The sequence below is a fragment of the Paenibacillus sp. M-152 genome, from assembly GCF_003856555.1.
GTDB lineage: Bacteria > Bacillota > Bacilli > Paenibacillales > Paenibacillaceae > Paenibacillus > Paenibacillus polymyxa_C.
The window spans coordinates 5,083,702-5,090,616 of record NZ_CP034141.1; the positions used below are offsets into that span (position 1 = coordinate 5,083,702).

A 6,915-nucleotide genomic window follows, 5' to 3' on the forward strand; every position below is an offset into this window, starting at 1 on the left:
AAGCGGGTCTAGCCGTACAGCCGGGCGTAATAACCCCCGAGCGCCAGCAGGTCCTGATGGCGGCCCCGCTCGACGACCGTCCCTTGGTTCATGACGGTAATTAAATCCGCATGTTCCACGGTGCTGAGGCGGTGGGCGATCAGAATGGTGGTGCGCCCCTTCATCAATACGTTCAGGGCTTGCTGTACCCAATGCTGGGATTCGTTATCCAGTGCGGAAGTCGCTTCGTCCAGAAGCAGAATCGGGGCGTTTTTGAGAATCGCCCGGGCGATCGCAATTCGCTGCCTTTGTCCGCCCGACAACGACGCTCCTCTCTCCCCCACCGGCGTTTTATACTGTTCAGGAAGTTCCTGAATGAAATGGTGAGCGTACGCTGCTTTGGCCGCTTCGATCACTTCTTCATCCGTTGCATCCGGGTTGCCGTAGCGGATGTTTTCCTCAATCGTGCCGGTAAACAAGAACGGCTCCTGCGGAACGTATGCAATCTGCCTGCGGATTTCGTCCAGCGTGTAATGGCCGAACGGTTTGCCTTGGAGCAGGATTTCTCCGCTGTCCACAGGATAAAAGCCGAGCAGCAGCTTGATCAGCGTACTTTTGCCGCTGCCGCTGGCCCCCACGATAGCGGCGACCTGGCCGGGAAACACCTGCATGGAGATGTCGACAAGCACCTTTTTATCCGCCTGATAGGAAAATTCCACATCGCGAAACTCCACCGCAGCCTCCGACACGAGCTCGCTGTGAGGAGATCCCAAACGATCCGGTTCCTCTTCCTCTCTTAGTACCTCTTGAATCCGGTGAGCGCCCGCGAGCGAATTTTGGGTCATCGACAGAACCATCCCCAAGTTCAACAAGGCGTGCGTCAGATTCACTTGCAGAACCGCCAGGGCGGCGACACTTCCCATTCCCATCAGTCCGTAGGCATAAAGAAGACTGCCGATGACGATGATGCCGCAGAACGTGACGTAGCTGATAAAATGATTCACCGCAGCCTGCATACCGTTCTTCTGCGCGGTTTGCCGAAGCGTCTGCGTCATTTGTTCGTTCAACGCCTCGTACTGGCCGTAAATCGTGCGGATGCGGAACAGCTTCACAATTTGAATGCCGCCCATAAAATCTTTGAATTTTTCGGTCATTTTACCGAGCGTTTGCAAGCCTTGTTCGGACAAAGCGCGAATATCCCGCGCAAATTTCAGACTGACCACGGAGGACAGCAGCAGAATGACGCAGGATACGCCGGCAAACCGCCAATCGATCAACACCATGGAGACAATGGAGCCGATGCAAAAGACAACTTGAAGCAGCAAAACGAAGTAAACCTGCGAGAATGTAAACTCAACGGTCGTTACGTCGTTGTTCACCCGCGACAGCAAGTCCCCATGGTGCGTCTGCTCCAGGAATCTCGGCCGCACCCGGCACAGCTTGTCATAAAGACGTTCGCGGATATTCAGCACAGTCAGCTCGACACAGCGCTGGTATAAGTAAATGAACCAGGGAGAAATCACATTTTCCAGGAACAAGGCCGCGCCCAAAATAATAAAGGCTTCCACCATCAGGGACGTATCTCGGGACACGGCGAAATCAACCAAGTTATGTACGACCAAGCTGAAGGCGATCAGGAACAATGTCTGGGTGAGCGCCGTCACGGCCAGGCCAATGGCGTACTGGGTTTTGCGCTTGCGGTTCATAAACATCAACAAGTAGCCGAGTTCTTTCACTTGCGAGAGCCATCCGCCCTTTTTCATGTGTACGCCACCTCCCTGCGTTCGGCAGACTCGGTAAATTCCTGATAGTACGACTGAGCGTACAGTCCCTTCATCTTCAGCAATTGTTCATGAGTGCCCTTTTCAACAATACTCCCCTGTTCCATGACCCAAATTTCATCGGCGTTTTGTACTGTAGAAAGCCGGTGGGCAATAACCATTGTCGTTCTCTGCTTCATCAATACGCCCAGCGCTTCCTGAACCGCGCTTTCCGACTCCGGATCAAGAGCCGACGTTGGCTCGTCCAGCAGCAGAACGGGAGCATCTTTCAGAAAAGCCCGGGCCATTGCAATGCGCTGGCGCTGCCCGCCGGACAAAAAGCCTCCGCGCTCTCCGACATATGTCTGGTAGCCGTCGGGAAGCTGCATAATGAAGGAATGCGCCTGAGCGGCTTTGGCGGCTTCGATAATCTCGTCCATCGACGCTACTTCCCGCCCGTAGCCGATATTTTCAGCGATCGTGCCGCTAAACAAATATGAATCCTGGGTTACCACGGAAAAATGCGACCGAAGCTGCTCCGGATCGGCGCCGTGGATCAGGCTGCCGAACACGCGGATCTCGCCCTGGTCCTCCGGAAGCGGATAAAAGCCGCATACAAGCTTAAACACCGTGCTCTTCCCTCCGCCGCTCGCTCCGACAAGCGCGATCGTCTTCCCTTCCGGCACCGAGAAGCTAACATTCCGTAGGATCGGGGAGCTCTCCTCATACCCGAAGGTTACGTTCTGAAACTCGATGGGGGCGGCGCTCGCTTTCGGAAGCGAACGGCCATTTTCCGTTTCGGTCGGCTGCTCGACGATTTCAGAGACCCTTCTCAGGGCACCAGCCATTTCGAACGTCCGCGTGATGAGCTCGGGAATATGCTCCAGCGGCTCCAGACACAGATTCAGCAAGTACAGGAAGGCGATCAGCTCTCCCGCGCCTAGCTGCCCTTTGTAGATCAAATAGCTTCCGTAACTGACGGCGAAAATGATCGGGCTGATCATCAGCGTCGAAAGCAGCGGGTTGACCCAGGCTTCCCGCTTTTTCACGGCCAGCTTTTTTTGGGCTGTCAATTGCAGCAGCACTTGGTAGGAGCGAGATAACATGCCGGATAGCAGGTAGCTTTTTACAATAGGCATACCCCCAAGCGTATCCTGGAGGTTGACGTTCATTCGCCCCATGTTCGCCTGGGCTTCCTCCGTCAACCGCTCCAACTGCTTGCCGATCCATTGGGAAACCAGCAGCGCTACAGGAAATAACAGCAGGCTGTACAGCATCAGCTCCCATTGGAGGTAGATCAAATAAGCGAAACAGCCGATGAACAACAGCGGATGATAAAACCACTGGGCGAGGTCCCGAATCATAAACTGCTGGATGAGCTGCAGGTCGTTGTTGATCCGCGACAATACGTCGCCAGAGTGCTGCTTTTCCAAATAGGAGACCGGGAGTTTGCCGATATGACGCATGACATGGTTGCGGATATCCTGCACCGCAGAGGCGCTGCTTCGCTCCACGCCGAAGCTCATGAAAAACTTCGCCGGCACACCGATCAAGATGACCACAAAGACCGCGTACACGATTTGCAGAACGATTGGCCCCGCCCCCTTCTCGGCCTGGGTGGTCAGCTGCTCGATCAAACTTCCCGTCCATATCTCAATAACGGCGGCGACAATCGCGGACAAGACACCGACGATCATCCAGCCTTTGTGACGGCTTACATAGGACATCAGCCAGCGGAACGCTTTCCAGGCGGCGTAAGCGGTTTGGCGTTTGGAAGGCGCCGCTGTGCCTTGTTCTAGAACAGACGGCTGGCGGTCAGCTTCCATGCAGTACCCCGGCCTCCGCTTCGATCTGCCGCTTGACTTGCTCTAAGATGTCCCGGATGACGACGGCCGTTTCTTCCACGCGCGCGAGTTCCAGCAATTCCTCGTGCGCGCCCTCCAGCCGGTAATCAGCATAAGCTTGCGTCGTTGCCCCCCGCCAGGAAGGCAATTGGTGCTCCAGGCGGAACGCTTCGCTGTCCTTCGCAATCAGTTCATAAATCCTGGCCGGGATCGTGCCGGAATTAATAAGCTGCGCTTCGTACGCCAAGGTCGCTTTGACCTTCCGATGAACCCGCTCCCGCACGAGCGGGTTGCTCATTAATTCCTTCTCTTCTTCGTCGAAATCCGCAAGCATTTCTTCAAGCTCTTTCTCCGACGTTTCAGAAGGCGTCAGCGCGTCCTTAATCCACGAGTCCACCATGAGCACGTCCGTTACGGAATACCCTCTTTTCTCCATCGTTTTGGCTACCTCGAACGTCAGGTTGCCTCCGAAGCAGTAGCCGAGCAGCACGTAAGGTCCTTCCGACTGGATGCGGACGATCTCGTCCACATAACGGTTCAGCATGGCCTCGTAATCGACGGCATCGTCGATAAAATCAATGCCGTAGAGCACGAACCGGCCGTCGAGCCTGCTTGCGAGCTCTCGGTAACCGATGCCGAAGCCGCTGCCCGGAGGGAAGCAGAACACGTTCAGATCTCCTGCTTTATTCAGCTTAATGAAGGAGTCTCCCCCTTTATCCAGGCCGAGATCCGACTCGCCGAAAGCCATGGCTTCAACTGTTACATTGTGGAATTGGCGGTTCAGAGGTATCTCGATGCCCGTTTCATCGTAAACGGCTTGAACGAGCCTCATCAGACTTAACGAATTGCCACCCAACTCAAAAAAGTTATCCTTTACGCCGACCTGCGGAACGCCAAGCGTATCCTGCCAGACGCGGGCGATCTTCATTTCGAGCAGCGTTCTCGGTGCGACATATTCCGCTCCTCCAGCCGCGGCTTCCTCCGGCGCGGGCAGCGCTTTGCGGTCGATTTTCCCGTTCGGGGTCAGCGGCATCCGCGAAAGCTGCACGAGGTGCGAAGGAATCATATACCCCGGAAGCTGCTTGGCGAGCTCCTCCTTGAGTTCATTCGCCGCCAGCCTCGTTTCCGCGACGTAATAAACGACAAGCTGCTTATGGCCGTTCGCGTCGTCGCGGTCGAGCACCTTGGCTTCTTGCACGGCGGCGATCTTCAGCAGCTGCGTCTCGATTTCGTCCAGCTCGATCCGGTACCCGCGGATTTTCACCTGATGATCGATCCGGCCCAGGTATTCGATGTTGCCGTCCGGCAGCCAAGCCGCCAAGTCGCCCGAGCGGTACAGCTTCTCCCCCTCCGCAAACGGGGAATCGACGAACTTCTCCGCCGTCAGATCCGGACGGTTCAGGTATCCTCTCGCAAGGCCTTCCCCGGCCACGTACATTTCGCCCGCTACGCCAATCGGCACAGGGCGGCGGTTTTCATCCAGGACGTACACCCTCAGCGTCGGAATCGGCTTGCCGATATTGCTCTTCGCCGCCTCCATTTCGACCCACGTGATTTCCTTATACGTCACGTGAACCGTCGTCTCGGTAATGCCGTACATATTGATCAGCTTTGTCTCCGGGTACTTCGTCTTGAAGCCCTTGAGCAGCAGCGGACTCAGCGCTTCGCCCCCGAAGATGACGTTGCGAATCCGCAGATCGTACGGATGGTCCGCCAAGACCTTACGCAGCAGCTGATAGAAGTACGTTGGTGTCTGGTTCAAAATCGTGACCTGTTCGCGGCCCAGCAGCGCCAGGAAATCGGCCGGATTTTTCGCCGTGAGCGGCGGTACGATGACCAGCTTGCCTCCGTACAGCAGCGCTCCGTACATTTCCCAGACGGAGAAATCGAAGCAGAACGAGTGGAACAGCGTCCACGTGTCGGACGGCCCGAAGTCGAACAGGTTCTTGTCGTTGAACAGGAGCCGCACGACGTTCTTATGCTCGATCAGCGTTCCTTTCGGTCTGCCGGTCGTTCCCGACGTGTAGATGACATAGGCCAGGTTGCCCGGTCCGGAAATCGGCTCCAGGTTCGAAGCGTCCAGCGCATCGGCGGAGTCCGCCCCTCTGTCGCCCCAAACGAAATCGTCCAATTCAAGGCGCGTTCCTGCGAAGTCGGTCTTCTCGTGCAGATGCTTTTGAATCAGCAATAACGGCGCGCCCGAATCCTCGATCATGAAGCGGATGCGCTCCTCCGGGTAGTCGGGATCGACAGGCACGTATGCTCCGCCCGCTTTGAGAATCGCCAGAATGCCGACAACCATATCAAGCGAGCGTTCAGCCAGAATCGCTACCAGCTGGTCCGCTTCTACTCCCGTCTCCCGCAGCTTCCGTGCAAGGCGGTTGGATCGCTCGTTCAGCTCGCGGTAGGTCAGCTGCCGCTCGTTCATGACGGCGGCCACGTTGTCCGGGTAAAGCTCCGCCTGTTCTTCGAACAAGCCGTAAATCGTTTTCCCCCGCTCGAACTCGGTTTCGGTGTCATTAAATCGCTTCAGCAGCGTCTCCCTCTCGTCTGGGGACAGCACATCGGCTTGTCCGAGCTCCAGATCCGGCTGAAATAAAAGCACGGACAGCAGCCGAACAAGATGGTCGGCCGCCTGTTCCACAAATGCCCGCTCGTACCGCTGCCCATCAAAGCTTATTTCCAGCTCGATGGAGTGGTTTTGGCGGTCGAAGCGAAAAACCGTATCGGCCGCCACCCGGTTAACCAGCGGTTCCGGATGAATCGGGGCGAAGGATGTGACGGTGTTGACGACCGGGAGGCCGTCCCCCGTATAGTCCAGATGGAGCGGCTCCACCATTTTCCGAAAAGGCAGGTGCTGATGCTCCAGCGCCTCGCCGATGGAGGCTTTGATGCCCCCGAGCAGCGTTTTCAGCGTAGTCTGGCGGCTTACGGACGTCTTGATCACCAAGATGTCATGCGGCGGCGGAGTCCCGTCGGGGTCTGCGCTATAAGAAGGCATACCGATCAGCACTTGGTCCCGCCCGGTATATTTGAACAGCAGGCTTTTTACTCCTGCCAAAACAATCATGTACAAAGCCAAATCCGAACCGTTGGCGAGGCAAATGATTCTCTCCGAGAGTTCGCTCGGCAGAGTACGATGAAGCAAGCCCGGCTCGGCCGCAGCTTCCCCGTCGGCGGATAATTTGGAGGATTGACTGTAGGGAAGGAAGCTCAGGCTGTCATCGGCGTCAAACTTGCCGCTCCAGTATCGTTCTTCCTTTTCAAACAAAGATTTCATTCGTATCTCCCCTAAAAATGAAGTGACCGCATGCCCCGGCGCAGGTCCGAAA

3 protein-coding genes are annotated in these 6,915 nt (G+C 56.3%); all 3 read right to left on the bottom strand.

Annotated features, from left to right (window positions below; translation table 11 throughout):
* Positions 1 to 8: 8 nt before the first annotated feature.
* The 3 genes from EGM68_RS22285 to EGM68_RS22295 are packed head-to-tail and all read right to left on the bottom strand — an operon-like array spanning position 9 to position 6,863.
* Positions 9 to 1,742, bottom strand: a complete 1,734-nt coding sequence (locus EGM68_RS22285; protein ID WP_129550029.1) for an ABC transporter ATP-binding protein — start codon at positions 1,740 to 1,742, stop codon at positions 9 to 11.
* Complete coding sequence (locus EGM68_RS22290; protein ID WP_129550030.1) at positions 1,739 to 3,565, bottom strand: ABC transporter ATP-binding protein; 1,827 nt, start codon at positions 3,563 to 3,565, stop codon at positions 1,739 to 1,741. The genes EGM68_RS22285 and EGM68_RS22290 overlap by 4 nt, the downstream gene beginning before the upstream one ends.
* Positions 3,555 to 6,863: a non-ribosomal peptide synthetase gene (locus tag EGM68_RS22295; RefSeq protein ID WP_129550031.1), complete on the bottom strand. Its 3,309-nt coding sequence runs from the start codon at positions 6,861 to 6,863 to the stop codon at positions 3,555 to 3,557. Before EGM68_RS22295 ends, EGM68_RS22290 begins: the two co-directional genes overlap by 11 nt.
* Between the last annotated feature and the right edge of the window lie 52 nt (positions 6,864 to 6,915).